Genomic DNA, 24,255 nt, shown 5'->3' with positions numbered 1-24,255 from the left:
GCTGACGCGCGGGCGGTGCGAGGGGCGTCGCACGTTCAGCTTTTCGGCGGCCCCGCTCGGGCGCGGGCGACGGCGACCAGTCCAGAGTACGCGGAACTGACCTCCACCGTCGCCGTGAGGGCGTCGACCGCGCACGAGACGAGTCGCGATCCGGATGCTTCCGCAACCCGCGCCGCGAGAGCACAGGCGTCCTCCCCGGTGACGACGGCCCCGGAGACGACGTCGGCTGCGGCGAGGGCTGCGGCGTCGGCCGCTCCGGCCGTGCGCTGCGCGGTGACGGCGGCGCCGCCCACCGCAGCCAGTCCGAGCGATAGGGCAGCCGCGACCGTGACCACGCCGGCGGCGAGCGCGGTCCCGCTCATGCCGCACACCGTTCCCGCCCCGGGGCGGAGGGCTGCGCGGAGGTCACAGCCCACCGGCCAGGGCACAGCTCGATGCGCTCAGCGGCACCGAGATCAGCCGACCGATGCGCATGTCGAGGGATGCCGTCACGCAGACGAGGTCACCCGCCGACCGGGATGCCGATGACGCGCCGTCCACGGCATCCCGGATCACCGCGGCTGCTCGAGCAGACGTCTCGCCCCGCCCCAGCAGACGGGCCGCGTCGGCTGCGGCATCCTGCAGCGAGACCTGCGTGGCGGCGGCGGCGAGCGCCCCGACACCGAACGCGATGGCGATGAGCACCGCCGGCAGCGCGACCGCGAGCTCGGCGGCGACCGACCCTCGGTCTCCGCCGAGCTCGCGAGAAGAGCGTGGCATCAGGCGACCGTGAGCGCCCGTCGGACGAGGTCGGTGAGGATGCCCCTCACCTCGTCGGAGCGCATGATCACCACGAGCAGACCGGCGAAGGCCACGGCGGCCATCGTCGTGATCGCGTATTCGGCGGTGGCGGCTCCTGTCTCGTCGGTGAACAGCTCGGCCGCTCGGCTTCTGGTGAGCGGGGGCAGCGGGTCGGTGCAGGGTGCGGTCATGGTGTTCCTTCTCTCTTGTGCGGGGCGACTCTCGCCCTCGACGTGTCAGATGTGCAGGGGCGTGGAGGCGAGCACGCTGAGCATGAGCGGCGCGACCCCGAGCAGGAGGAATGCGGGCAGCGTGCATGCACCCAGGGGCAGCAGCAGCTGCGACGAGAGCCTGGCCGCGCGCACGCGCCCTCGTACACGCGACTCGTGGCGCTGCTGCGCGGCGGTCGCGCGCAGCAGCTCGCCGGCCGGAACTCCGGCGGAGCGCGACAGCTCGAGCACCGCGTCCGTGGTGCTGCGATCGTCCGACAGCGCGGCCGGGCTGTGCTCGACGAGCCGCAGCGCCCGCGGGATGCCGACGCCGCCGGCGAGCGCCACCGCGACCAGTTCGGCGTGCATGCCCGGGGTGCCGCTCTCGGGCTGCGCGGCCCGGACCATGCGTCCGGTCCACCAGCGCGCAACGAGAACCAGAGCGGTGCCGAGCACGACGCAGGCAATGCCGAACGGGTTGCTCACCAGCACGCCGACCGTGTCGAAGCCGAGCGCGAACCCCAGCAGCAGTCCGGCGAACGGCAGCCAGAGCAGCAGTCGCGCGGTCCCGGTCGGCTCGGCAAGCGCGACCCGCACGTCGTCGGCGGCGGAGGCGGCATCCTGCAGCGACTCCGACAGCGCCCGCAGCACGTCGGCCAGCGGAGCACCGACGGTGGTCGCGATCTCCCAGGCTGCGGCGACGTCCGACCACACCCCGTTCTCCGCGTCGATCGCGCCGACGAGCTCGGCCCCGGCGTCCACCCGCGCGACGATCCGACCCGCGACGGCGTCGCCGGTGTCTGCGAGATGGCGCCACGCGGTGTGCGGGCGGGTTCCCGCCTGCAGCAGCACGGCCAGCGTGCGCACCGCGGCAGCGGCCCGCTGCGGGTCGTTCTGATGCGGGCGCTGACGCCGCCACCTCACCACGGCTGCACCTCCTCCATCGCCAGGCGATCGCCGCGCAGCACGAATCTGCCCGCGTGCGCGATGCGCCGCCGCCCGTCCGTGCCGCGCTCCAGATGCAGCACGACCGTGAATGCGCTGACCACCTGTCGAGCCAGTGCCGTGGCATCCATCCCCGCGAGCGCGCCGAGTGCCTCCATGCGTGCCGGCACGTCGGCCAGCCCTGAGGCGTGCAGCGTTCCCGCGCCGCCGTCGTGGCCGGTGTTCAGCGCGGTCAGCAGCTCGCGCACCTCCTCGCCACGACACTCCCCGACGACGAGCCGGTCGGGCCGCATGCGCAGCGACTCACGAACGAGCATCGCGAGCGTAATGCGGCCGGCGCCTTCGAGGTTCGCCTGGCGCGCTTCGAGCGAGATGTGATGCGGATGCCGGGGGCGCAGCTCCGCGACGTCCTCGATGGTGACGATCCGCTCCCCCTCGCCCACCTCGGACAGCAGGGCTGCGAGCAGCGTGGTCTTGCCCGTGCCGGTTCCGCCGGTGATCAGCACATTGGCCCGCTCGCGCACCAGCCGCGCCAGCCAGACGCGCTGCGCGTCGCCGAATGTTCCGGTGGCGGCGAGCGCGGCGAGGTCGGCGCCGAGCACGCGGGGGATGCGCACCGACAGCGCCGTGCCGGTGACCGAGACCGGAGCGAGGACGGCATGCACGCGGATGCCGGAGGCGAGCCGCACGTCGACGCAGGGCGACTGATCGTCGAGGTGGCGCCCACCGGCGGCGACGAGGGCGACCGCGAGGTCGCGCACCTCGCGCTCCGACGCGCGCCACGTCGGCACTCGCTCGGCACCGCGGCCCCGATCGACGTAGAGACCGTCCGCGCCGTTGACGAAGATGTCCGTCACGGCGGCGTCGCGCACATGCTCGGCGAGCGCACCCAGGGCAGAATCCACGTCGACGACGGCGTGCTCGGCGTGCGCGTCGGGCTGTCGGGCTCGGAGGACGAACGGTTCGGGCATGCGACGACGTTAGGCGGGCGTCGGCGCCCGGCGCGGCCGGATTCCCACGTGATGTGCACAACTGCGTCGTGGCCTGCCCTGTGCAGACGGACCGGCCCTGCAGACGACTGCGCGGCAGAGCGTCCGCAGACGGACGGGCGGCACCTCACGGGGGGAATGAGGTGCCGCCCACGCGCGGCCCGGAGATGAGGGGGGGCACCCGGGCGCGCTGAAGCCGTATACGAATCGGCTGAGGTCAGTGTACGCACCGCTCGCGAGGTGCGGCAAACCCCCGCCACTACCGACTTTCGACAGTAGGCCGCGCCCTGCGCCGGGACTAGATTCGCCGTGTCACGGTCGTGTCTCGGCACGATCACCCGACCGCGCAAAGGAGCGAGTGCATGAGCAGCCAGATCGACCACCTCCTCGACGAGGCCCGCAGATTCCCGCCGTCAGAGGAGTTCGTCGCTCAGTCGATCGACGACCCCGCCCTCTACGAGCGGGCCGCCGCTGATCGCGAGGGTTTCTGGGGCGAGCAGGCCAGGGAGAGCGTCCACTGGCACAAGCCGTTCACGCGCGTGCTCGACTGGTCGAACCCGCCGTTTGCGAAGTGGTTCGACGACGGCGAGCTCAACGTGGCATACAACTGCCTCGACCGGCACGTGGAAGCAGGTCACGGCGACCGGGTGGCCGTCCTCTGGGAGGGCGAGCCCGGCGACGAGCGCCGCATCACGTACGCCGAGCTCACCGATGAGGTGAAACGTGCCGCCAACGTGCTGCAGGACCTCGGCGTCGGTCAGGGCGACCGCGTCGCCATCTACCTGCCGATGATCCCCGAAGCGGTCATCTCGATGCTCGCCGTGGCTCGCCTCGGCGCCATCCACTCGGTCGTGTTCGGCGGCTTCAGCGCCGACAGCCTGCGATCGCGGATCGACGACGCCGGAGCCAAGCTCGTGATCACCGCCGACGGCGGCTACCGCAAGGGAAAGGTGTCGGCCCTCAAGCCCGCCGTCGACCAGGCGCTCAGCGACCGCAATGGCGAAGGCGAGCAGCAGACCGTCGAGCACGTGCTCGTCGTCAGGCGCGGGGGCAACGAGGTCGACTGGGACGACGAGCGCGACGTCTGGTGGCACGATGTCGTGCCGCAGGCATCCGGTGAGCACGAGGCTCAGGCCTTCCCCGCCGAGAACCCGCTGTTCATCCTGTACACGTCAGGCACGACCGGAAAGCCGAAGGGCATCCTGCACACGTCCGGTGGGTATCTGGTGCAGGCCGCCTACACGCACAAGTACGTCTTCGACCTGCACCCTGAGAGCGACGTCTTCTGGTGCACGGCTGACATCGGCTGGGTCACCGGGCACAGCTACGTGGCGTACGGCCCGCTGGCCAACGGCGCCACCCAGGTTCTCTTCGAGGGCACGCCGGACTCGCCGCACCCCGGCCGGTGGTGGGAGCTGATCGAGAAGTACGGCGTGACGATCTTCTACACCGCGCCGACGGCGATCCGCTCGTTCATGAAGCTCGGTCGTCAGATCCCGCAGAAGTTCGACCTGTCGAGCCTGCGCCTGCTCGGCTCGGTGGGCGAGCCGATCAACCCCGAGGCATGGATGTGGTACCGCGAGGTCATCGGCGCGGACAGGACCCCCATCGTCGACACGTGGTGGCAGACCGAGACGGGTGCGATCATGGTCTCCCCTCTTCCCGGCATCACCGCGACCAAGCCCGGTTCCGCCCAGGTGCCCATCCCCGGCATCTCCATCGACGTCACCGACGACGACGGCAACGAGGTGGGCAACGGCAACGGCGGACTGCTCGTCATCACCGAGCCATGGCCGTCGATGCTGCGCGGCATCTGGGGCGACCCGGAGCGATTCAAAGAGACCTACTGGGACAAGTTCAAGGACAAGGGGTACTACTTCGCCGGTGACGGCGCACGTCTGGACGAGGACGGCGATCTGTGGCTGCTCGGCCGCGTCGACGATGTGATGAACGTGTCGGGTCATCGCCTGTCGACGACCGAGATCGAGTCGTCGCTGGTCGCTCATGAGGCCACCGCCGAGGCCGCCGTCGTGGGGGCGTCGGATGAGACCACCGGCCAGGCGGTGGTCGCCTTCGTGATCATCAAGCAGAGCTATCTCGAGGCGCATTCGCCGGAGGGCCTGGCGACTCTGCTGCGGGGCTGGGTCGCCGAGCAGATCGGCCCGATCGCCCGTCCGCGCGATGTGTACGTCGTGAACGAGCTGCCGAAGACCCGATCGGGCAAGATCATGCGGCGTCTGCTGCGCGACGTCGCCGAGGGCCGCGAGGTCGGCGACACGACGACGCTCGCCGACACCATGGTGATGAGCACCATCACCAGCCAGGTCAAGTAGCCGGCACACCAGCGAAGCGGCCCTCCGATCGAGATCGGAGGGCCGCTTCGCTCATGCCGGAACCGTCAGCGGGCTCACGCGAGGATGAAGGTCACCTCGACCTCGACGGGCGTGTCCAGCGGCAGGCTGGCGACGCCGACCGCGGCACGGGCGTGCTTTCCCGCGTCGCCGAAGATCTCGCCGAGCACCTCACTGGCACCGTTGACGACGGCCGGCTGCCCGGTGAAGGACGGGTCGGATGCCACGAAGCCGCCCACCCGCAGCACGCCGGCGATCTGATCGATGCCGCCGGCGGCCTGCGCGGCCGCGGCGAGGGCGTTCAGCGCGCAGGTGCGGGCGTAGCCCTGGGCATCCGCCGCATCGATCTCGGCGCCCACCTTGCCGGTCGCGGGCAGCGCGCCGTCGACGAACGGCAGCTGACCGGACGTGTAGACGAGGCCGCCGTGCACGACGGCGGGGACGTACGCGGCGACGGGTGCGGCGACGGCCGGCAGCTCGATGCCGAGCTCGTCGAGTCGGGCGGCGACGCTCACTGCTGAGCTCCGTCGAACTGACGCGACGCCTCAGCGGCGGCCGCGAGCCCGGCGTTGGCCGTCGAGTCCTGCGTGATGGGACGCTTCAGGTAGGCGACGAGGCCACCCTCCGGCCCCTGGACGACCTGCACGAGCTCCCAGCCCTGCTTGCCCCAGTTGTTGAGGATCGCCGCCGTGTTGTGGATCAGCAGCGGCGTGGTCAGATACTCCCACGTGATCATGGCACTCCTGTGCGTCGGCGACGAACGGCACGGGATGCCGAAGCGTCGAGGCTCTTATTCAGGGAATTCCCTTAACATCAGCGTATGCCTCAAACGAAACGCACGCTGTCTGGTGTGCTCGGCGGTCTGCTCGGCCTGGTGGGCCTGAGCGCGGTCGCCGGGGTTCTGGTCACCGCAGCCGTCACTCCCGCCATCGCCGTCGCCGGAGTGACGGGTTCGCAGGCGCTGACGATCTTCGACAACCTGCCGAACAGCCTCACCCCCAACCCGCCCATGGAGCCGACGGAGTTCTACGGAACCGGCGAAGACGGCAAGCCGTTCCTGCTGGCGAAGTTCTTCGACCAGAACCGGGTGCCGGTGACGTTCGAGCAGGTCTCGCCGCTGCTGTACGACGCGATCCTCTCGAGTGAGGACAAGAACTTCTACGAGCACGGCGGCGTCAATCTCCTGCAGACCATGAAGGCCGCGGTCGAGAACTTCACGGGCTCGTCCTCTCGTGGCGCGTCCACGATCACGCAGCAGTATGTCAAGAACGCGCTGATCCAGGAGTGCGAGCAGGGAGTCTCTCCGAACGACGAGGACTACGACGTCAAGATCCAGCAGTGCTTCGAGGGTGCAGCGCAGTCGAAGGGCGCGGAGGGCATCGAGCGCAAACTGCAGGAGATGCGCTACGCGGTGCAGATCGAGAAGGACTACTCCAAGAACGAGATCCTGCTCGGCTACCTCAACGTGTCGAACTTCGGCGGCACCACCTACGGCATCGAGGCCGCAGCCAACCGCTACTTCGGCACCAGCGCCGCCAAGGTGACGCTCGTGCAGGCCGCGACGCTGGCGGGCATGGTTCAGGAACCCAATCTGCTGCGCATCGACCGGCCGGAGGAAGGCACGTGGACCGACAAGGACGGCGTCGCGCACAACACCGCCGCCGACGGATATGCCACCACGAAGGATCGCCGTGACTACGTTCTCGGTCAGATGCTGAAGAACGGGCAGATCACCAAGGAGCAGCACGACGCCGCCGTGGAGGCGCCGATCGAGCCGAATCTGACGCAGACCACGCAGGGCTGTGGGGCGGCAGGCACCAACGCCTACTTCTGCCAGTACGTGAAGTCGGTGGTCGAGACGGACGAAGCGTTCGGCGCGACGCCGGAGAAGCGGCTGGAGAACATGCGCCGCGGCGGCATGAAGATCTACACCTCGCTCGACATGCGGGTGCAGGGTCCTGCCGTGCAGTCGCTGCGCGATCGTGTGCCGCCCTCGATGCCCGGCATCCTCGTCGGCGGTGCCGGTGTCTCGATCGAGGCGTCCACGGGCCGGATCCTTTCGATCGCGCAGAACACCGACTTCAGCGAGTCGGCGAACGCGAGCCTGGCGAACGGGCAGTCGTCGCAGGTTTTCGCCGCGGACAAGAAGCACAACGGCTCGACGAACGGGTTCGAGACCGGTTCGACATGGAAGCTGTTCACGCTCCTGCAGTGGTTGGAAGAGGGACATTCGGTCAACGAGGTGCTCGACGGCCGCTACCCCGTCGTAGGCCAGTTCTCGCAGTGCGGCGGCACGTACACCCTGACCCGTGACAATTCGTCCAAGAACTTCGGAAACGGAAGCGGTTCGGTCAGCAGCGTGCGTCGGTTCACCGCCGCTTCGCTGAACAGCGGCTTCCTCGCGATGGCGAAGCAGCTGGATCTGTGTGACATCAACAAGATGGCCAAGCGTCTCGGTGTCCACTACGGCAACATGGGGGACGTCACCACGGACGGTGAGGCTCCCAACGACCCATTCGGCACTGTGCTCGGCTCGAAGTCTGTGGCCCCGATCCAGATGGCGGGCGCTTATACCACGGTCGCCAACAAGGGCATCTTCTGCGAACCTCGCGTCATCGACAAGATCATCGGACAGGACGGCGATGAGATCCCGGTTCCGAAGACGAGCTGCACGCAGGTGATCACACCCGAGGTCGCCGCCACCGCCGCCTACGCACTGCGCGGGGTCATGGAGGGCGGCACGGGCACGGGCGCGAATCCGTACGACGGCATTCCGGTCATCGGCAAGACAGGCACGGCTGAGACGTCGCACACGATGCTCGTGGAGTCGAGCACCAAGGTGACGACGGCGGTCTGGGTCGGGAACGTCGACGGTCGCAAGGACTTGAGAGATTTCTGGGCGAACGGGACACGTCTCAACGACATTCGCTATCCGCTGGCGAGGGACATCCAGCGGGCCGCGAACGCCGTCTACGGTGGGGACCGGTTCCCCGAACCGGATTCCAACCTCACGCGTCGCGTGATGAAGGATCTCCCCGACGTGGTCGGCAAGACGATCGACGAGGCCACCCGGATCCTCGATTCGGCCGGGTTCTCCGTGCAGGTCGGCGATGCTGTCGACAGCACCCTGCCCAAGGGCACGGTGGCGGAGCAGAATCCCGGCGCCGGGCGAGTGGCCGGCGGGGCGACCATCACGCTCCGTCCGAGTTCGGGGACGTCACCCGACGCGGGTGAGACAGTGCCGAAGGTCACCAAGATGAAGTACAACCAGGCCAAGGCTGCGCTGGAGGACGCCGGTTTCCGCGTCTCGGGCGAGGGATGCAAGAACGGGTCGACCGTGACCGGCCAGGACCCCGCTGCCGACGCCACCGCCGCTGAAGGCAGCGCGGTGACGCTCACCTGTGCGAGCGACGGGTGACCCGTCGGGTCGCCGCGCACCCGGCCCTCATCGCGCTCGGCGCGGTGGGGGCCGTCGGCGTCGGCGCTGCGGTCTGGGGAGTCGGCATCGAACGCTACCTGTTCACGGTGCGCGAGACCACCGCCGCCGCTCTGGTTCCGGGCAGCGCGCCGGTGCGCGTGCTGCACATCTCCGACGCGCACATGGCGCCGTGGCAGCGGCGCAAGCAGCAGTGGCTCGCATCGCTCGTCGAGCTCGAACCCGACCTGATCGTGAACACGGGCGACAACCTCGGGCATCGGGAGGGCCTCGCCGGAATCCGTCGGGCACTCGCCCCGTTCGCGGGCATCCCCGGCGTCTTCGTGCACGGGTCGAACGACGTGCACGCGCCCGCGCCACGCAATCCGCTCAACTACTTCCGCGGCCCCTCCCTCGAGCACGGCGAACCTGAGCTGCTCGATACCGCCGCGATGGACGCGTTCTTCACCGACGAGCTCGGGTGGGTCGATCTGAACAACACGGCCGCGCGGATGGACGTCGGCGGCAACAGCATCGATTTCGTCGGCGTCGACGATCCGCACCGCGGCTGGGACGACTTCGACGCGCTCACCTCCGCGATCGCATCGCTCGATGCGCCCCCCGCCGGCGGTTCTCGCATCGCCGTGGCCCACGCGCCGTACCGGCGTGTGCTGGACTCGTTCGTCGCTCTGGATGCGGACGCGCTCTTCGCCGGACACACCCACGGCGGACAGGTGTGCCTCCCCGGCTTCGGCGCGCTGGTCGCCAACTGCGACATCCCACTGAAGCAGGCGAAGGGTCTGAGCAGCTGGTCGCACCGTGGCCGCTCGGTGCCGCTGAACGTCTCGGCCGGCTGCGGTCATTCGATCCACGCGCCGATCCGGTTCGCCTGTCGCCCGGAGGCGACGCTGCTGACACTGACCGCGCGATCCTGACGCGCCCGGACGCGGCGCGCGATTCGTGCTCGCGCCGCGCGCCATGTAGACTTGAACGGTTGCAATCACGGGGTGTGGCGCAGCTTGGTAGCGCGCTTCGTTCGGGACGAAGAGGCCGCAGGTTCAAATCCTGTCACCCCGACAGCATGCAGAAAGGGATCCGCCGGAGGCGGGTCCCTTTCTGCATTGCCCACGATGTCCGTGGATGCGCGGGACAGCAGAATCCGCGCATCGCCCGCCGTCAACCCCAATAGGCTGGATCATCATGACGCACCCCCGCCTGGTCGCATTCGACCTCGATGACACGCTCGCCCCGTCGAAGGGTGAGATCGACGACCGCATCGCGGATCTGCTCCGCGAGCTGCTGCGGCGGGTGGAGGTCGCGATCATCTCCGGCGGCAACGAGCAGCAGTTCCGCACGCAGGTCATCGGCCGCCTCGACGGCCTGACTGCCGACGAGAGCTCTCGGCTGCACCTGCTGCCCACCTGCGGCACCCGCTACCTCCGCCACGACGGCACCGCGTTCGCCGCCGTGTACGCGCACGACCTGAGCGAGGACGAGAAGACGGCCGCGCTCACGGCGCTGCGGGAAGAGGCCGAGCGGCTGGGCCTGTGGGAGGCGGAGCCGTGGGGCGACATCCTCGAGGACCGCGGCTCGCAGATCACCTTCTCCGCACTCGGTCAGCGCGCCCCGCGAGACGCCAAGCACGCCTGGGACCCCACCGGAGAGCGTCGAGCCGCGTTGCGCGACGCCGTCGCTCCACGGCTTGCGGGCCTCGAGGTGCGGTCGGGAGGGTCGACGTCGATCGACATCACTCGCGCCGGCATCGACAAGGCGTACGGCATGCAGAAGCTCGTCGAGCACACCGGCATCCGTCTCGACGAGATGCTCTTCTACGGCGACCGGCTCGACGAGGGCGGCAACGACTATCCGGTGCAGGCCATCGGCGTGCGCTCGATCGCCGTCGACGGCTGGCAGGACACCGCCGACAAGCTGGATGCCCTGATCGCCGCCCTTCCCTCCCCCGCCGCGCGCTGAGCGCAGGCGTCAGCGCGGGATCGGCGCGAGCCGCGCCAGCTGGGTGACGTGCTTGGCCTCGAGTTCGGCCAGGGTCGAGACGCCCAGCAGCCGCATGGTGCGCTCGATCTCGCCGCGCAGGATCTCGATGGTGCGGTCGACGCCTGCTCGCCCGCCCGCCATCAGTCCGTACAGGTATGCGCGACCGATGAGGGTGAAATCCGCGCCGAGCGCGACGGAGGCCACGATGTCCGCGCCGTTCATGATCCCGGTGTCGATCATGACCGTGAAGTCGTCGCCGACGGCCTTGCGGACGTCGGGCAGCAGGTGGAACGGGATGGGTGCCCGGTCGAGCTGACGGCCCCCGTGGTTCGACAGCACGATGCCGTCGACGCCGGCGTCGCGCAGACGCAGAGAGTCCTCGACGTTCTGCACGCCCTTGATCACGATCTTGCCCGGCCACAGGTCGCGGATCACGGCGAGATCGTCATAGCTGATGGTGGGGTCCATGGCCGCGTCCAGCAGCTCGCCGACGGTTCCGCCGGTGCTGCTCAGTGAGGCGAACTCCAGTTTCGGGGTGGTGAGGAAATCGAACCACCACCAGGGCCGCGGGATGGCATTGATGATCGTGCCGAGCGTGAGCTGCGGGGGGATGCTGAACCCGTTGCGCTTGTCGCGCAGCCGCGCACCCGCCACGGGGGTGTCGACGGTGAAGTGCAGCGTATCGAACCCGGCGGCGGCGGCGCGCCTGGTGAGCTCGTAGGAGATCTCGCGGTCGCGCATCACGTACAGCTGGAACCAGTTGCGGCCCGGGATCGGCCCCTGCGGCTCCCGAAGCGTCACGTCACGGACACCCTCGATGGACGTGGTGCCGAGGGTGGACAGGGTGAAGGGGATGCCGGCGGCCGCGGCCGCTCCGGCGCCGGCGACCTCGCCCTCGGTCTGCATCAGGCGGGTGAAACCGGTGGGCGCGATACCGAAGGGCAGCGCGGACGGTGCGCCGAGGATGTCCACCGTGGTGTCGACATCCGGAGCAGGCTTGAGGATGCCCGGGTGGAACTCGACGTCCTGGAAAGCCTGGCGCGCCCGCGAGAGCGACAGCTCCCCTTCGGCACCACCGTCGGTGTAGTCGAAGGCGGCCTTGGGCGTCCGGCGCTTGGCGATGGTGCGCAGGTCGTCGATGGTGAGCGCCGCGTTCAGGCGGCGCTTGCGGCCGTCGAATTCGGGCTTCTTGAACTGCATGAGCTCGAGCAGCTCGGCGGGCTTGGGCAGCTGGCGGGTGACCATCGGCGGGTTCCTCTCGGGTGGGCGGGTCAATGGGCGCCGGGCAGCAGCCCGGCGGCGGCGGAATAGCCGGTGATATGGGCGTGGACGAGAGCGCGTGCGTCGTCGCCTCGAGCGACGGCGTCGACGATGGCGTGATGTTCGGCGCGCAGACGCGCCGCCATGGCATCCCAATCGCCGATCCGCTCTGCGCCAGCGAGGACGTACGACTCGATGGCGGTGCGCAGGCCCGCCATCATGGCGGCGAGCACGGTGTTACCGGATGCGTGGGCGAGAGCGACGTGCAGTTCGGCGTCGAGCGCGAGGAACTCGCGCGGGGTGAGGTCGGAATCCATCGCCTGCAGGGTGGCGCGCACGGCCGACAAATCGCGCTCCGGGGCGGCGCTCAGGCGTGTGACCACCGCGTCTTCGAGCGCGAGGCGGGTGTCCAGCACGTCGCCGAGAGGGAATCCCTGGGCGGCGATCTGCAGCCGCAGCAGGGTGGACATGCCGCCGGACGGGACGGCGGTGACGATCGCCCCCGCCTGCGGCCCGGAGCCCGTGGCGGTGCGGATCAAGCCCATCACCTCGAGCACACGCAGCGCCTCGCGCACACTCGAGCGACTCACGCCGAGGTCGGCCGCGAGGTCGCGCTCCGACGGCAGCCGCTCCCCGGGCTTCACCTCGCCATCGAGCAGGCTGGCCTCGATGCGCTCGAGCACCGTGCGCCAGGCTCGCTGCGTCGCGCTCAGCTCCGGCATCCGTCCTCCTGTGGTCAGACCACAGGCTACCCGGTGTGGTCAGACCACGCAAACGACCTCAGTCGAGCATGCCGCCGGACTCGTCCAGGTAGCAGTTGCCGCACAGCGACTCGTAGGTGACCTCGGCACCGTCGATGGCGACCTGGTCACCCGAGAAGACGAAACGGCCGTCAACCATCCGGCCGTTGAAGACCGCCTTCCGGCCGCACCGGCAGATGGTCTTGAGCTCCTCGAGCGAGTGGGCGACCGCCAGCAGACGCGCTGAGCCGGGGAACGCATGCGTGCGGAAGTCGTTGCGGATGCCGTACGCCATCACCGGGATGCCGTCGAGCACAGCGATGCGGAACAGGTCGTCGATCTGATCCGTCGTCAGGAACTGCGCCTCATCGACCAGCAGGCACGCGACGTCGTGCGGCTCGGCGGACTGCAGCCCCGCACCGCGCACACGCTCGCGTTCTCCGGTGAACAGCGCACGGGCTTCGTCGTGCGGCCCGATGAGGAAGTCCACCTCGCGCGTCATGCCGAGCCTGCTCTCGATCTGCGACGCGCCCTTCGTGTCGATCTGCGGTTTGGCCAGCAGCACGCGCTGCCCGCGCTCCTCGTAGTTGTAGGCGGCTTGCAGCAGGGCGGTCGACTTGCCGGAGTTCATCGCGCCGTAGCGGAAGTACAGCTTCGCCACGGTCGCGCGATCAGGCCGTGAGCGACAGGACGGACGCGGTCTCGCTCATCGACTTCTCGGCGGCCGCCGCATCGTCGTTGAGTCGACGTCCCATCGTCGGGATGAGGCCCTTGAGCTTCGGCTCCCAGCCGGCGTAGTGCTCGGGGAAGCAGCGCTTGAGAAGGCCGAGCATGATCGGCACCGCGGTCGAGGCACCCGGCGAGGCGCCGAGCAGCCCGGCGATCGTGCCGTCCTCGGCCGCGACGACCTCGGTTCCGAACTGAAGGATGCCGCCCTTCTCGGGGTCCTTCTTCATCACCTGCGCGCGCTGACCCGCCTGGATCAGCTCCCAGTCCTCATCGCGCGCGGTGGGGACGAACGTGCGCAGGTTGTCGACCTTCTTGCCGTGGCTCTTCACCAGCTCGCTGATCAGGTAGGTGATGAGATCCGGGTTCGCGAACGCGACGCGCAGCATCGGCCACAGGTTGTGCGGGCGCACCTGAGTGATGATGTCCAGCATCGAGCCGTGCTTGAGGAACTTGGGGCTGAACGTCGCGAACGGGCCGAACATCAACGACTTCTCGCCGTCGACGACGCGGGTGTCCAGGTGCGGCACAGACATCGGCGGCGCACCGATCGCGGCCTGCGAGTACACCTTGGCCTGGTGCTGCGCGACGAGCTTCGGGTCGGTCGTCTTCAGCCACTGGCCCCCGATCGGGAAGACGCCGTAACCCTTGATCTCGGGGATGCCGCTCTTCTGCAGGAGCTTGAGGGCCCAGCCCCCCGCGCCGACGAAGACGAACCGTGCCTTCACCTCGCCGGGAGTGCGACCGATGACGTGGCGGTACTTGACGAGCCAGCTGCCGTCGTCCTGACGCTTGAGGTTGCGCACCTCGTGGTCGGTGCGCACCTGCACCCCGGACTCGGCGAGGTGGTCGAAGAGCTGGTGCGTCAGGGAGCCGAAGTCGACGTCGGTGCCGGACGGCACCCTGGTCGCAGCAAACGGCTCGCCCTTGCGGCGCTTCTGCATGAGCAGCGGTGCCCACCTGTTGATGACGCGCGAGTCCTCGCTGTACTCGATGCCCTCGAACAGCGGCTGATCCTTGAGCACCTCGTAGCGGGCCTTGAGGAACGCCACATCCTTCTCGCCGCGCACGAACGTCATGTGCGGCACGGAGTTGATGAACGTCGACGGACCGTCGAGGATGCCGCGCCCGACGAGCGTCGACCAGAACTCGCGGCTCTGCTGGAACTGCTCGTTGATCGAGATCGCCTTGGCGGGGTCGAGCGAGCCGTCCTTGCCCTGCGGCATGTAGTTCAGCTCGCACAGCGCGGCGTGACCGGTGCCGGCGTTGTTCCACGGGTTGGAGCTCTCTTCGGCGACGTCGCCGAGTCGCTCGTAGGCGACGATCTTCCAGTCCGGCTGCAGCTCGTGCAGCAGGGTACCCAGCGTGGCGGACATGATGCCCCCACCGATCAGAACGACATCGACGGTTTCGGTCACCAGAACAGTCTAGTCATCCGAAACAGCGCGGATTTCCGCCGGACCGGGGCGCCCAGCACCCCGGCCGGGCGGCTCAGAGCGCGGCGGGCGCGAGGCGCTCGGCGAGCTCCTCGGCGATCTGCACGGCGTTGAGCGCCGCGCCCTTGCGCAGGTTGTCGTTGCTGATGAAGAGCACCAGTCCCCTGCCCTCGGGGGCGGACTGGTCGGCGCGGATGCGGCCGACGAAGCTCGGGTCCTTGCCCGCCGCCTGCAGCGGGGTCGGCACCTCGTCGAGCACCACACCGGGGGCGGATGCCAGCACCTCGCGCGCACGATCGGGGGTGATGTCCCGCGCGAACTCGGCGTGGATCGACAGCGAATGTCCGGTGAAGACGGGAACCCGAACGCAGGTGCCTGCGACGCGCAGGTCGGGAAGACCCAGGATCTTGCGGCTCTCGTTGCGGAGCTTCTTCTCCTCGTCGGTCTCGTTGTCGCCGTCGTCGACGATGGAGCCGGCGAGCGGGATGACATCGAAAGCGATCGGCGCGACATACTTCTCCGGGGCCGGGAAGTCCACCGCGGATCCGTCGTGCACGAGGCGCAGCGTGTCGCCCTGGGCGAGCACGCCCTCGACCTGGCCGAGCAGCTCCTCCGCACCGGCGATACCCGAGCCGGACACCGCCTGGTAGGTGCTGACGATGAGACGCTCGAGGCCCGCCTCGGCATGCAGCGCCTTCAGCACGGGCATGGCAGCCATGGTGGTGCAGTTCGGGTTGGCGATGATGCCCTTGGGCCGCTCGTCGATGGCATCCGGGTTCACCTCGCTCACCACCAGCGGAACCTCCGGGTCCATCCGCCAGGCGCTGGAGTTGTCGACGACGACGGCGCCCGCCGCGGCGAACGTCGCCGCGTAGGCGCGGCTGGCCGTCGCACCTGCGGAGAACAGCGCGATGTCGATGCCCGAGGCATCCGCGGTCTCGACGTCCTCGACGATCACGTCGACACCGCCGAAGTCGATGGTGGTGCCGGCGGAGCGGGCGGAGGCGAACAGCCGCAGCTCGCGCACCGGGAACGAGCGCTCGATGAGGATGTCGCGCATCACGGTGCCGACCTGGCCGGTCGCGCCGACGATGGCGATCGAGAGTCCGGAATCGGAGATACGGGTCATGGGGGATCCTTGGCGTGCAGGCGATGCGCCAGGCTCAGCCCCAGGGTGCGGACGCTGCGCCTGGCACCGATGTCAGGGTTGCGGTGAGTCTATCCGGTCGCCGACGGCTGCGGGTCCGGCATTTCAGAGGCGAGGTCAGCGGCCGGTGCCGGCGTGCACGACCGCCTCGATCTCGCTGTCGAGGCCGTAGGCGCTGTGCACGGTGCGCGCGGCCTCGGCGAGGTCGTCGCCGCGGAGCACGACCGAGATGCGGATCTCGGAGGTGGAGATCATCTCGATGTTGATGCCGCCGGCGCTGAGCGCCTCGAAGAGGATCTCCGAGACGCCGGAGTGCGTGCGCATCCCGGCGCCCACGACCGACAGCTTGCCGATCTGGTCGTCGTGCAGCAGGCTCTCGAAGCCGACCTCGCTCTGCTCAGCGGCGAGCGCCTTGAGCGTCGTCGGGGCATCGGCCTTGGGCAGCGTGAAGGAGATGTCGGTGCGGCCGGTGGATGCCGCAGAGACGTTCTGCACGATCATGTCGACGTTCGCGCCGGCCTTCGAGACGATCTTGAAGATCTCGGCGGCCTTGCCCGGCACATCGGGCACACCGGCGACGGTGATCTTTGCCTGGCTGAGGTCGGTGGCGACTCCGGCGACGATCGGTTCTTCCATGGCTTCTCCCTCGGTGGCGCGCGGGTTCTTCATGCCCGCGCCCAGAACGTACGTGCCCTCGGCCGACGAGAAGGTCGAGCGGGCGTGGATGAGCACACCGTGACGGCGGGCGTATTCGACGGCGCGGATGTAGAGCACCTTGGCGCCGTTGGCGGCGAGCTCGAGCATCTCCTCGCTGGAGACCTGCTCGAGCTTGCGGGCCCGCGGGATCACGCGCGGGTCAGCGGTGTAGATGCCGTCGACGTCGCTGTAGATCTCGCAGACATCGGCGTTCAGGGCGGCGGCGAGGGCGACGGCGGTGGTGTCGGAGCCGCCACGTCCCAGCGTCGTGATGTCGCGGGTGTCGCGATTGAACCCCTGGAAGCCGGCCACGATGACGATCGCGCCCTCATCGAGCGCCTCCCGCAGGCGCACCGGGGTGACATCCACGATGCGTGCCTTGCCGTGATGCGAGTCGGTGATCATGCCGGCCTGGCTGCCGGTGAACGACCGTGCCTCGAAGCCCATCGAGTGGATCGCCATGGCGAGCAGCGCCATCGAGATGCGCTCACCGCTCGACAGCAGCATGTCCAGTTCGCGCGGGGCGGGGATCGGCGCCACCTCGTGCGCGAGGTCGAGCATCTCGTCGGTCGTGTCGCCCATCGCGCTGACGGCGACGACGACGTCGTGACCGGCACGACGGGTGTCGACGATGCGCTTGGCGACGCGCTTGATGCTCTCCGCGTCGGCGACGGACGAACCGCCGTACTTCTGCACGATCAGGGCCACGATCACTCCCGGGGACGAAGGGCGGATCCGCCCAGGCTCATTCTACAAATCACGCCCATGCCGCCTCACGCATGTGACGCCTGGCCGGTCCGGGCCGGCACCGTCACCGCCGGTCGTCGGAATCGGGCCTGGTCTCGGACACGATGGCCTCGGCCGTCTCGGCCGTGGTGATCGGCCCCGTGGTGAGGTCCGGCGCCGAGGCCCGCGGCCGGAGCCGCCCGCCTGTCGCGGCGAACCAGCATCCGATCAGCACGATGGGGAACCCGATCAGCAGGCCGGGTGTGAGCGGCTCGGCCAGCACGATGGCGCCCAGCACGACCGCGACGATCGGGTTGACGTAGGTGAACAGCGGGGCCCGCACCGGGCCGACCTCGCGGATCAGCGCGAAGAACGCGACGAACGCGAGGGCGGTGCAGACGATCCCGAGCAGCAGCAGCGACACTGTTGAGCGGATGGTCGGCACGTCGTGCTGGGTGAGCAGCGCCGCCGGCAGGTACCCGATTCCGATGGCGAACAGCGCGAGCGTGATCGTGCCGAGCGACGGCACGTCCTTCAGCTTGAGGGCGATGATGAAGGGCGCGATCGCATACAGCACCGCGGTCAGCAGGACCTCGCCGATCGCGAACGCGCTGCTCGGACCGTGCGGGAACAGGCCGGGCCCGGCGACGACGACGGCGACGCCGGCGAAGCCGAGCAGCAGACCCCCGAGCCTGACCGGAGCCAGTGCTGAGCGGTCTCCGCGCAGCAGCGCGATGATCACGGCGAACAGCGGCACGGTCGACACGAGCAGCCCGGTGAGACCCGACGGCAGCTGCGTCTCGGCGTGGCTGAGCAGCAGGAACGGCCCTGCCATCTCGACCAGGCCGAACGCCAGCACCCAGGGCCAGTGCTTCCACGCCGCGGCGAGCGCGCCGGCGCGCAGCGCGAAGGGCAGCAGGATCAGACCACCGAGCAGAGTGCGCCCGGCGACCACGGCCGGCGGTGAGAACGAGTGCACCGCCTCCTTGATGAACAGGTAGGTGATGCCCCACACGAACGCCATGATCGCGAACAGGATCCACCCTCTGCGGGTGAATCCCGCGTGGTGAGCGCTCATAGGCGGCGACGGCCCTCGAAGGCCCGTCCCAGCGTCACCTCGTCCGCGTACTCGAGGTCTCCTCCGACAGGCAGCCCGGATGCCAGTCGCGACACGGTGATCGACATGCTGGTCAGCAGGCGGCTGAGGTAGCTGGCTGTCGCCTCCCCCTCGAGGTTGGGGTTCGTGGCGAGGATGACCTCCTGCACCGTGCCGTCGGCGAGGCGGGTCATCAGCTGCGCGATCCGCAGGTCGTCGGGACCGACGCCGGCGATCGGGCTGATCGCGCCACCGAGCACGTGGTACAGACCACGGAACTCGCGGGTGCGTTCGATCGCCGCCACATCCTTGGCATCCTCCACGACGCAGATCAGCTCGGGGTTGCGGCGGGGGTCGCGGCAGATCGCGCAGCGATCCTGCTCGGACACGTTGCCGCACACCTCGCAGAAGCGCACCCGCGCCCGCACCTCGGTGAGCAGCTCGGAGAGCCGAGCGACGTCGAACGACGGCGTCTGCAGGATGTGGAAGGCGATGCGCTGCGCGGACTTCGGCCCGATGCCGGGCAGACGGCCGAATTCGTCGATGAGCTCCTGAACGATTCCGTCGTACATCAGTTGAACCTCGAGGGGGGCTGGTAGGGCTCTTCACGCAGGAACTTCGCACCGAGCACCTGCCGGATCACGGCCTCACCGCGGCGCTCGACGCCATCCGGCGCCTGGGGTCGACTCGGCGGCTGCGGCACCTCTCGGAGCGACGGGCGCGCGGACGCCTGTGGTGGCGTGGCCACGGAGTCCCGTGCCGGGGCGGCCTCGACCGGGCCGCCACCCTGGCGACGGGGCTCGTCGTACTCCGGGTCGTACGGCGGCTCGTCGTCATACGGCGGATAGTCATCCGGCGGCGGAGGCGCGTCGATGTCTCCATCGTGCGGTGGCGCGGGGGCCGAGGCTGCGGCCTCGACCTCGGCCGGCTCGTCGTCGACGGGGAACTGCGGCTGCGCGGCGGGCGATGCCGCCACGGGGACGGCGGGCGCCGCGACGAGCGGGGCCGCGTGGTCCGGGGCGGAGAACGGGTCCGGTGCTGGTGACGGGACCGGTGCCGGGACCGGGACCGGGGCCGATGACGGGATCGGCGCGACAGCCCAGTCGGTGACCGCGGCCGCGGCGGAGCGGGTCCCCCCGGATGCTGCTCCCCCGGAGCCCGCTCGCGGCTTCGCCACGGCACCGCCACCCGCATCGCGCAGATCCTGCGGACCGCTCATCGGGTTCGCCCAGCCGGCTGCGGGAGCGTCATCCCCTGCCGCCGCGGCATGTGCCGCGGTCGCACCGGGTCGTGATCCGGTGGGCGAGGATCCGGTGGGAGCGGGGCCGGTCGACGCCGCGCCGGGGCCCGAACCGGTGGGAGCGGGGCCCGCGGGCGCCGCGGCTCCACCACCGCCGGGCGGCAGGGGCGCCGGGCGGTACTTCACGGTCACGCCCAGTTCCTGCTCGATCGCCGTGCGCAGGTGATCCGATGTGCTCTTGCCTGGCGTGGTGCCCTTGAACCGCGGCACATCGCTCGGACTCGAGAAACCGAGGGTGAGCACCCCGGAGGCCGCGTCGAACGCGAGCGGCTGGATGCCGGTGACGACCAGCCAGGAGGTGCGGCTGATGCTCTCCAGGCGGGCGAGCACCGCGGGCCATGCCGCGGCGATGCGCTCGAAGGTGACGGGTCCACTCGATGCGGGAGCGACGGCCCCGCCATCGGCCGGGGTGGACGCGGCTGCTTCCTGGGCGTCGGCGGATGCGCTCTCCGCGGTCGACGCGGCGGTATCGGGTGCCGGGGCCTCGACCGCGCGAGCGAGCGGCGAAACCGCAGCGGAGTCGTCGGCGGAGGGCGCGTCCGCAGACGGCACGGCACCCTTCATCGTCGCCGCGACGGGGCCCGACGCGGTGAGGTTCTCGACGATCATCGGGGAGACCGCGGGCGCGTCCGCAGGGGCGGGGGGCGCCGCAGCGGCAGCATCGCCCGCAGCAGAGCTCGATCCCGCGGGCGACGCGGCACGGGCTGGCGCGTGCGCAGCAGCAGCAGGCGAGGCCGTTGCGGCAGGAGCCGGGGTCGCCGCAGCGGGAGCCGGGGCAGGTGCGGCGGCATCCCTCGGCGATCCCGCGAGCACACGCGCGACCATCAGCTCGAGGTGCAGCCGCGGCGACGTCGCCCCGCTCATGTCGTCGAGCGCCTGGCTCACCAGGTCGGCGGTGCGGGAGAGGCGCGCCGCGCCGAAACCGGCGGCCTGCGCCTGCATGCGCTCCATCTCGTCGGCGGGGATGCCGCGCAGCACCGCCGACGCACCGTCGCCAACCGCCTCAATCACGATGAGGTCGCGCAGACGCTCGAGCAGGTCGTCGACGAAGCGCCGCGGGTCCTGCCCGGTCTGCACGACGCGGTCCACGGCGGGGAAGGCCGCCGCGGCGTCTCCGGCGGCGAGCGCGTCGACGATCTCGTCGAGAAGTGCGGCATGCGTGTAGCCGAGCAGCGCGACGGCCCGCTCGTAGGTCACGTTGCCCTCATCCGATCCTGCGATCAGCTGATCGAGCAGCGACAGCGTGTCGCGCGGCGATCCCCCGCCGGCGCGCACGACGAGCGCGAGCACTCCCTGCTCGACCTGCACGCCCTCCTCACCGCAGAGCTTCTCGACGTACTCGAGCATCGCCGCGGGCGGCACCAGCCGGAACGGATAGTGGTGCGTGCGCGAGCGGATCGTGCCGAGCACCTTCTCGGGCTCGGTGGTCGCGAAGATGAACTTCACGTGCGCCGGCGGCTCCTCGACCAGCTTCAGCAGGGCGTTGAATCCCTGCGGAGTGACCATGTGCGCCTCGTCGAGGATGAAGATCTTGAACCGGTCACGGCTGGGCGCGAAGGTCGCCCGCTCGCGCAGGTCGCGCGCGTCGTCGACGCCGTTGTGGCTGGCGGCGTCGATCTCGACCACATCGAGTGAGCCGCCCCCTGCCCGGGACAGCTCGACGCAGCTGGGACAGACGCCGCACGGCGTGTCGGTCGGCCCCTCGGCGCAGTTCAGACAGCGCGCGAGGATTCGGGCCGAGGTGGTCTTGCCGCAGCCGCGCGGGCCGGAGAAGAGGTAGGCATGGCCGACACGATCGCCGCGCAGGGCGGTCATGAGCGGATCGGTCACCTGGGACTGCCCGATCATCTCGCCGAAGGTCTCGGGCCGGTAGCGGCGGTACAGGGCTGTCGTCACCCGTCCAGCCTACGGCGTGCCGCCGACATCAGCCCGCCCGTCGTGGGCGGCCGTCAGGCCTCGTAGACGTCGATGATCGGGATCGTCGTCGTCGTCACCGGAAGCGAGACCGACAGGCGCGTGCCGTCGTCGCGACGGGCATCCTCGATGCCGCGCAGCGTGGGCCGTCCCGGTCGCACCGGTCCCTGACCCGCGAGCAGCACCGAGGCAGGCTCCCCCACCGCTGCACGATACGCCGTGCCGCGCACCGTGAACTCGACGGGGTCGCCTTCGCGCACCTCGAGGCGCAGCTGGCTTCGCGTGATGGTCACCTGCAGCTGCGAGCCGCGCCACTGCAGCGGATACGACAGCTCGGGCCAGTCGACGGGCAGCCGAGGATCGAAGCTCAGCTGGCCGTCATGGTCGCGCATGCCGCCGAATCCGCTGACCAGCACGCTCCACACACCGCCCGCTGACGCCACGTGCACGCCGTCCGAGGAGTTGCTGTGCAGGTCGGCCAGATCGACGTACAGGGCCTGCTCGAAGTACTCCCTGGCGAGGTCCTGGTAACCCACCTCCGCCGCCATGATCGACTGCACGACGGCCGACAGCGTCGAGTCACCCGTCGTCAGCGGGTCGTAGTAGTCGAAGTCGGCCAGCTTCTCCTCGTCGGTGAAGTGGTTGCCCTGCAGGAACAGCGCGAGCACGACGTCGGCCTGCTTGAGCACCTGGAAGCGGTAGATCACCAGTGGGTGGTAGTTCAGCAGCAGCGGGCGCATCTCGGGCGGTGTGCCCTCGAGGTCCCACACCTCGCGCTCCAGGAAGAACGCGTCCTGCGGGTGGATGCCCAGCGCCTCGCTGTACGGGATGTGGATCGCCTCTGCGGCTCGCGTCCAGGCATCCTTCTCCCCGCCGTCGAGACCGGTGCGCTCCACGAGGGCGGAGTACGCCGCCGGATCGTTCACCTCCATCTCGCTGACGATGCGCGCCGCGAAGCGCAGGTTGTACCGCGCCATGACATTCGTGAAGAGATTGTCGTTGACGACGGTGGTGTACTCGTCGGGCCCCGTCACCCCGTGGATGTGGAACGTCGAGTCGCCGTTGGTGCCGCGCCAGAAGCCGAGCGTCGCCCACAGACGCGCGGTCTCGACCGCGATGTCGGCGCCCTCCCGGCGCAGGAAGTCGACGTCGCCGGTGGCGCGGACGTACTTGCCGAGCGCATAGCTGACGTCGGCGTTGATGTGGTACTGCGCGGTGCCGGCGGCGTAGTAGGCCGACGCCTCCTCGCCGTTGATCGTGCGCCACGGGAACAGCGCGCCCGCCTCGTTGAGCTGGGTGGCGCGTCGCCGGGCCGCCGGAAGCATCATCACCCGCGCACGCAGGGCGTTCTTGGCCCACTGCGGCGACGTGTACGTCAGGAACGGCAGCACGTAGATCTCGGTGTCCCAGAAGTAGTGACCGCTGTACCCCGAGCCCGTCAGACCCTTCGCCGCGACGCCGTTCCCGTCGGCGCGGGACGCCGCCTGCGCGAGCTGGAACAGGCACCAGCGTGTCGCCTGCTGCAGATCGTCGTGACCGGCGATCCGCACGTCGGAGCGCCGCCAGAAGGCGTCCAGCCACTCACGCTGCGCCGTGAACAGGGCATCCACGCCCTCCACCCCGACGCGGTCCAGCGAACGACGGCAGCGGTCCACGAGCTCGCGGGGCGGCACGCCGCGCGAGCTGTGGTAGCTGACGATCTTGTCGATCCTGATCGGCACCCCGGCCTTCGCCTGGATCCGGAAGACGTTCTTCGCGATGTCGGGCTCGACGAGCGTGCGAGCGCTGTACTCGTTCTCGGTCTCGATGATGTGGTCGGCGACGACGGCGACCGTCATCCCGGAGTCCGAGACGCGGTACGACAGCGCCGAGCGCAGACCGTCCTGCCAGTACTCCACCGGCTGCAGCACGCGCTCCGTGATCCGGTCGGCCTTGCGCGGGTCGAAGCCGGCCTTGCCGTCGCCCTTGCCCGCCATCGGGTCGCCCGCGTAGATGCCCGCGCCGTCCTGCCGGTTGACCATCTGGCAGCTGACCGTGACCGGCGCGTCGGCGTTCTCGACCGTGAGCTCGAGACGGAGCACGGCGAGGTGGCGCTCCTCGAAGCTGACCATCCGCTCGTCGCGCATCCGCACGCGCTTGCCCGACGGGGTCATCCACACGACGCTGCGCTCGAGCACGCCGGTGCGCATGTCCAGCGCCCGCGAGTACTCGTGCACCTCCATCTCGTCGAACGAGAGCGGCTCGTCGTCGATGTACACGCGCATGATCTTGGCGTCGGGCGCGTTCACGATCGTCTGCCCGACCTCCGCGAACCCGTACGCCTGCTCGGCGTGGCGGATCGGCCAGGTCTCATGCAGGCCGTTGATGAAGGTGCCGTGCTCGTGCGCCCCGCGCCCCTCGATGTGGTTGCCGCGCAGACCGAGGTAGCCGTTGCCGACGGTGAAGACGGTCTCGGAGACCCCCTCCTCGTCGTAACGGGACTCGACGAGGCGCCAGGGGTCGACGGGGTAGCGGTCGCGATCGATCATGC

Annotated in this window: 21 protein-coding genes and 1 tRNA gene; 5 read left to right on the top strand and 17 right to left on the bottom strand. The window is 69.8% G+C overall.

Translation table 11 applies throughout. The annotated features are described in order from the left end of the window. Window positions 1–35: 35 nt before the first annotated feature. The 5 genes from AB0O65_RS12055 to AB0O65_RS12035 are packed head-to-tail and all read right to left on the bottom strand — an operon-like array spanning window position 36 to window position 2,905. Window positions 36–362, bottom strand: coding sequence for an Rv3654c family TadE-like protein (locus tag AB0O65_RS12055; RefSeq protein WP_363385408.1), 327 nt, complete (start codon window positions 360–362; stop codon window positions 36–38). Window positions 363–405: 43 nt separating this feature from the next. After that, window positions 406–759, bottom strand: coding sequence for a TadE family type IV pilus minor pilin (locus tag AB0O65_RS12050; RefSeq protein WP_363385405.1), 354 nt, complete (start codon window positions 757–759; stop codon window positions 406–408). Then, window positions 759–971 (bottom strand): DUF4244 domain-containing protein, encoded by a 213-nt coding sequence (locus tag AB0O65_RS12045; RefSeq protein WP_071643739.1) that lies wholly within the window; start codon window positions 969–971, stop codon window positions 759–761. The genes AB0O65_RS12050 and AB0O65_RS12045 overlap by 1 nt, the downstream gene beginning before the upstream one ends. Window positions 972–1,016: 45 nt before the next feature. Continuing rightward, the gene (locus AB0O65_RS12040; RefSeq protein ID WP_363385402.1) at window positions 1,017–1,916 is read right to left on the bottom strand and encodes a type II secretion system F family protein; all 900 of its coding nucleotides are present in this window, start codon (window positions 1,914–1,916) and stop codon (window positions 1,017–1,019) included. Continuing rightward, complete coding sequence (locus AB0O65_RS12035; RefSeq protein WP_363385399.1) at window positions 1,910–2,905, bottom strand: TadA family conjugal transfer-associated ATPase; 996 nt, start codon at window positions 2,903–2,905, stop codon at window positions 1,910–1,912. The genes AB0O65_RS12040 and AB0O65_RS12035 overlap by 7 nt, the downstream gene beginning before the upstream one ends. A gap of 380 nt (window positions 2,906–3,285) precedes the next feature. On the opposite strand from AB0O65_RS12035, the gene acs reads away from it, so the two are divergent. Further along, window positions 3,286–5,256 (top strand): acetate--CoA ligase, encoded by a 1,971-nt coding sequence (gene acs / locus AB0O65_RS12030; protein WP_363385396.1) that lies wholly within the window; start codon window positions 3,286–3,288, stop codon window positions 5,254–5,256. Between the two features lie 74 nt (window positions 5,257–5,330). Here acs and AB0O65_RS12025 read toward each other — a convergent pair whose 3' ends face one another. Both AB0O65_RS12025 and AB0O65_RS12020 read right to left on the bottom strand, forming a co-directional pair. After that, complete coding sequence (locus tag AB0O65_RS12025) at window positions 5,331–5,789, bottom strand: RidA family protein (RefSeq protein ID WP_363385393.1); 459 nt, start codon at window positions 5,787–5,789, stop codon at window positions 5,331–5,333. Then, window positions 5,786–6,010: a hypothetical protein gene (locus AB0O65_RS12020; RefSeq protein WP_071643745.1), complete on the bottom strand. Its 225-nt coding sequence runs from the start codon at window positions 6,008–6,010 to the stop codon at window positions 5,786–5,788. Before AB0O65_RS12020 ends, AB0O65_RS12025 begins: the two co-directional genes overlap by 4 nt. 84 nt (window positions 6,011–6,094) lie before the next feature. Here AB0O65_RS12020 and AB0O65_RS12015 point away from each other — a divergent pair, with 84 nt between their 5' ends. From AB0O65_RS12015 to AB0O65_RS12000, 4 genes are all read left to right on the top strand, one after another. Then, window positions 6,095–8,692 carry a transglycosylase domain-containing protein gene (locus AB0O65_RS12015; RefSeq protein WP_363385390.1) on the top strand — a complete coding sequence of 866 codons (2,598 nt, stop codon included), beginning with the start codon at window positions 6,095–6,097 and terminating at the stop codon, window positions 8,690–8,692. Then, window positions 8,689–9,624, top strand: a complete 936-nt coding sequence (locus AB0O65_RS12010) for a metallophosphoesterase (protein WP_071643750.1) — start codon at window positions 8,689–8,691, stop codon at window positions 9,622–9,624. The genes AB0O65_RS12015 and AB0O65_RS12010 overlap by 4 nt, the downstream gene beginning before the upstream one ends. 68 nt (window positions 9,625–9,692) lie before the next feature. After that, window positions 9,693–9,766, top strand: a tRNA-Pro gene (locus AB0O65_RS12005). Window positions 9,767–9,889: 123 nt separating this feature from the next. Further along, complete coding sequence (locus AB0O65_RS12000) at window positions 9,890–10,663, top strand: HAD-IIB family hydrolase (protein WP_313480132.1); 774 nt, start codon at window positions 9,890–9,892, stop codon at window positions 10,661–10,663. Window positions 10,664–10,672: 9 nt separating this feature from the next. On the opposite strand, the gene AB0O65_RS11995 is transcribed toward AB0O65_RS12000, so the two are convergent. The 10 genes from AB0O65_RS11995 to AB0O65_RS11950 all read right to left on the bottom strand — a co-directional run bounded on the left by AB0O65_RS11995 (window position 10,673) and on the right by AB0O65_RS11950 (window position 24,253). Further along, complete coding sequence (locus AB0O65_RS11995; RefSeq protein ID WP_313480131.1) at window positions 10,673–11,929, bottom strand: alpha-hydroxy acid oxidase; 1,257 nt, start codon at window positions 11,927–11,929, stop codon at window positions 10,673–10,675. 26 nt (window positions 11,930–11,955) lie between these two features. Beyond that, on the bottom strand, window positions 11,956–12,666 hold the full coding sequence (locus tag AB0O65_RS11990; RefSeq protein WP_071643754.1) for a GntR family transcriptional regulator: 711 nt from the start codon (window positions 12,664–12,666) through the stop codon (window positions 11,956–11,958). 58 nt (window positions 12,667–12,724) lie between these two features. Beyond that, window positions 12,725–13,345 (bottom strand): thymidine kinase, encoded by a 621-nt coding sequence (locus AB0O65_RS11985; protein WP_071643756.1) that lies wholly within the window; start codon window positions 13,343–13,345, stop codon window positions 12,725–12,727. Window positions 13,346–13,355: 10 nt separating this feature from the next. Then, complete coding sequence (locus AB0O65_RS11980) at window positions 13,356–14,828, bottom strand: malate:quinone oxidoreductase (RefSeq protein WP_363385385.1); 1,473 nt, start codon at window positions 14,826–14,828, stop codon at window positions 13,356–13,358. Between the two features lie 73 nt (window positions 14,829–14,901). Further along, on the bottom strand, window positions 14,902–15,975 hold the full coding sequence (locus AB0O65_RS11975; protein ID WP_191712814.1) for an aspartate-semialdehyde dehydrogenase: 1,074 nt from the start codon (window positions 15,973–15,975) through the stop codon (window positions 14,902–14,904). A 135-nt stretch (window positions 15,976–16,110) separates the two neighbouring features. Continuing rightward, window positions 16,111–17,397 carry an aspartate kinase gene (locus AB0O65_RS11970; protein WP_071643866.1) on the bottom strand — a complete coding sequence of 429 codons (1,287 nt, stop codon included), beginning with the start codon at window positions 17,395–17,397 and terminating at the stop codon, window positions 16,111–16,113. A gap of 103 nt (window positions 17,398–17,500) precedes the next feature. Then, a complete protein-coding gene (locus tag AB0O65_RS11965) occupies window positions 17,501–18,493 on the bottom strand; it encodes a DMT family transporter (protein WP_071643762.1) in 993 nt (330 codons plus the stop codon). Continuing rightward, window positions 18,490–19,083 (bottom strand): recombination mediator RecR, encoded by a 594-nt coding sequence (gene recR / locus AB0O65_RS11960; RefSeq protein ID WP_071643765.1) that lies wholly within the window; start codon window positions 19,081–19,083, stop codon window positions 18,490–18,492. The genes AB0O65_RS11965 and recR overlap by 4 nt, the downstream gene beginning before the upstream one ends. Continuing rightward, window positions 19,083–21,707 (bottom strand): DNA polymerase III subunit gamma and tau, encoded by a 2,625-nt coding sequence (locus AB0O65_RS11955; RefSeq protein WP_363385379.1) that lies wholly within the window; start codon window positions 21,705–21,707, stop codon window positions 19,083–19,085. The genes recR and AB0O65_RS11955 overlap by 1 nt, the downstream gene beginning before the upstream one ends. Window positions 21,708–21,760: 53 nt before the next feature. Next, complete coding sequence (locus AB0O65_RS11950; RefSeq protein WP_071643769.1) at window positions 21,761–24,253, bottom strand: glycosyl hydrolase family 65 protein; 2,493 nt, start codon at window positions 24,251–24,253, stop codon at window positions 21,761–21,763. Window positions 24,254–24,255: the final 2 nt, after the last annotated feature.

This window comes from Microbacterium sp. NPDC077391 (assembly GCF_040686955.1).
Classification (GTDB): Bacteria; Actinomycetota; Actinomycetes; order Actinomycetales; family Microbacteriaceae; genus Microbacterium; species Microbacterium commune.
The sequence above is the reverse complement of the archived record's forward strand: the minus strand, read 5'-3'. Positions and strand labels throughout refer to the sequence as shown.

Bases quoted from the DNA above. Each gene is read 5' to 3' on its own strand.
- AB0O65_RS12055 (WP_363385408.1), bottom strand. From the start codon at position 362: ATGAGCGGGACCGCGCTCGCCGCCGGCGTGGTCACGGTCGCGGCTGCC.
- AB0O65_RS12050 (WP_363385405.1), bottom strand. From the start codon at position 759: ATGCCACGCTCTTCTCGCGAGCTCGGCGGAGACCGAGGGTCGGTCGCC.
- AB0O65_RS12045 (WP_071643739.1), bottom strand. From the start codon at position 971: ATGACCGCACCCTGCACCGACCCGCTGCCCCCGCTCACCAGAAGCCGA.
- AB0O65_RS12035 (WP_363385399.1), bottom strand. From the start codon at position 2,905: ATGCCCGAACCGTTCGTCCTCCGAGCCCGACAGCCCGACGCGCACGCC.
- acs (WP_363385396.1), top strand. From the start codon at position 3,286: ATGAGCAGCCAGATCGACCACCTCCTCGACGAGGCCCGCAGATTCCCG.
- AB0O65_RS12020 (WP_071643745.1), bottom strand. From the start codon at position 6,010: ATGATCACGTGGGAGTATCTGACCACGCCGCTGCTGATCCACAACACG.
- AB0O65_RS12015 (WP_363385390.1), top strand. From the start codon at position 6,095: ATGCCTCAAACGAAACGCACGCTGTCTGGTGTGCTCGGCGGTCTGCTC.
- AB0O65_RS12000 (WP_313480132.1), top strand. From the start codon at position 9,890: ATGACGCACCCCCGCCTGGTCGCATTCGACCTCGATGACACGCTCGCC.
- AB0O65_RS11995 (WP_313480131.1), bottom strand. From the start codon at position 11,929: ATGGTCACCCGCCAGCTGCCCAAGCCCGCCGAGCTGCTCGAGCTCATG.
- AB0O65_RS11990 (WP_071643754.1), bottom strand. From the start codon at position 12,666: ATGCCGGAGCTGAGCGCGACGCAGCGAGCCTGGCGCACGGTGCTCGAG.
- AB0O65_RS11975 (WP_191712814.1), bottom strand. From the start codon at position 15,975: ATGACCCGTATCTCCGATTCCGGACTCTCGATCGCCATCGTCGGCGCG.
- AB0O65_RS11965 (WP_071643762.1), bottom strand. From the start codon at position 18,493: ATGAGCGCTCACCACGCGGGATTCACCCGCAGAGGGTGGATCCTGTTC.
- recR (WP_071643765.1), bottom strand. From the start codon at position 19,083: ATGTACGACGGAATCGTTCAGGAGCTCATCGACGAATTCGGCCGTCTG.
- AB0O65_RS11950 (WP_071643769.1), bottom strand. From the start codon at position 24,253: ATGATCGATCGCGACCGCTACCCCGTCGACCCCTGGCGCCTCGTCGAG.